The 1,618-nt window shown below is 64.6% G+C and carries 2 protein-coding genes; one reads left to right on the top strand and one right to left on the bottom strand.

Going from position 1 to position 1,618, the window contains the following annotated elements; translation table 11 throughout:
- Positions 1-120: 120 nt before the first annotated feature.
- The gene (locus KME75_RS41405) at positions 121-678 is read right to left on the bottom strand and encodes a TauD/TfdA family dioxygenase (protein ID WP_219420443.1); all 558 of its coding nucleotides are present in this window, start codon (positions 676-678) and stop codon (positions 121-123) included.
- Positions 679-828: 150 nt separating this feature from the next.
- On the opposite strand from KME75_RS41405, the gene KME75_RS41400 reads away from it, so the two are divergent.
- Positions 829-1,272 carry an NUDIX hydrolase gene (locus tag KME75_RS41400; RefSeq protein WP_308283516.1) on the top strand — a complete coding sequence of 148 codons (444 nt, stop codon included), beginning with the start codon at positions 829-831 and terminating at the stop codon, positions 1,270-1,272.
- The last annotated feature ends 346 nt before the right edge of the window (positions 1,273-1,618 follow it).

Here is a 1,618-nt window from a genome sequence, read left to right as displayed (position 1 = left end):
ACCGGCCACCCCTGGATGCCGGCACTACCCGCGCCCACCTGACCACGGACACCGAGCCGAGCGCACCGGAGGCCGAACGGCCGACCGGCGATCACGCCATGCCACCACACCGCTGAATGTTTACGCGGCCAGGAGTGCCGGGATATGTGGTGCGACCGCAGGGGCGAACCGAACCAGGGTGTCGAGTCGGAGGCGGAGCGCCACGGCGGTGCCCGATGCCAGGGCGAAGACCGACCCGAGGTGGCCGTCGGCGCCGCCGAACAGTACCGACCGAGGCGCGTACAGCGCCGCGAGGGCGTCGGGTGCAACCTGCGCCAGGTCGTCGTGCACGGCTCGGCCATCGACGATCAGCGCCTCTCCACCGATATCCGGCTGACGTCCACAAGCGGTCAGCAGCAGGCCGGGCGGGTTCGCGACACCAGAACGATCTGTGTGCGGCGGAAGGGCCGCCCGGGTGAAACCCGCCATTGCCGCTTCCCGCACTCCACGATCCTGAATCACGGTGACACCGTCGGAATCGCTGTCCCGATGTGGGACCACTGACCCGATCGAGCGGGCCAGGTCGATCAGCGCAGGCGGTCCGGATACCTCATCGATCAGCGACACGCCGACGGCGGCGAGGTCCGCAAGTACCTCCGTCGGCGCAGTGCATCGTCTGACTGGCAACTCCAGGAGCATGCTTCCCCCTCCAGCTCGGATGACTGAAGCACACCGCCCGTAGGAACGTGCGTCCACTGACAGATTGTCAACTCCGCCCTGCCGCCCGGCGCGCCGGACTCCTGATATCGTCCAGGAGATCGACGTGATGCCAGCCGGAAGGATCACCCTGTGCATTTGCCACTGGCGACGCCACCCCAATTCTCCATCTCGATCAAAGGTGTCGTGCTGGATGTCTTCGGGCGTGTTTTGCTACTGAAGAACGAACGCGAGGAGTGGGAGTTGCCAGGAGGTCGCATCGAGATCGGCGAGACGCCGGAACAATGCGTCGCCCGAGAGATCTTCGAGGAGACGCGGTGGAAGGTCCGAACCGGGCCCATTCTCGATGCCTGGATGTACTACATCAACGCAGGCGAAAAGCACGTGTTCATCGTGACCTACGGCTGCTATCCACAAACCGACCTCGACCCGGTGCTCTCTCACGAGCACAAAGAGATCGGCCTCTTCACCGCCGTCGAGACAGCCCGTCTCAACATGCCCGACGGCTACCGCCGATCCATCGCGACCTGGCGCACCGAGCTACAAAGCAACCGCGCCGCGCATCACATGCCGTGATCGCGCCGTCGTCGCTGTCAGCTCCGCGTGCTCCATCAGCGCTGTGGCTATGGTCGAGCCCGGACGCGAGCCAGGCACTGCGGTCCCATGACCTCGCCGTGATCCTCCGTACGTACCGACGCCTGAACCGGATCAGCCAAGAACAGCTCGCCCTGCAGGTCGGCGGGTCATCACTGACGTCGCGACGTTGCGGCACATCGCTCACAACCTCGGCATCCCTGAGGGTTATTCAGCGAAGCGTTTCGTTACGGTTCTGAGATCAACTTGCGCGTGTCGACAAACGAGTGACGGTCCGATTCACGCGAGAATGGGTTTGCCAACACAAGCCCACGTGAACGGACCGTCG

This window comes from Pseudonocardia nigra (assembly GCF_019396355.1).
Lineage (GTDB): Bacteria > Actinomycetota > Actinomycetes > Mycobacteriales > Pseudonocardiaceae > Pseudonocardia > Pseudonocardia nigra.
Note: the sequence above shows the minus strand (reverse complement) of the source record. Positions and strands in the feature narration are given on the sequence as shown.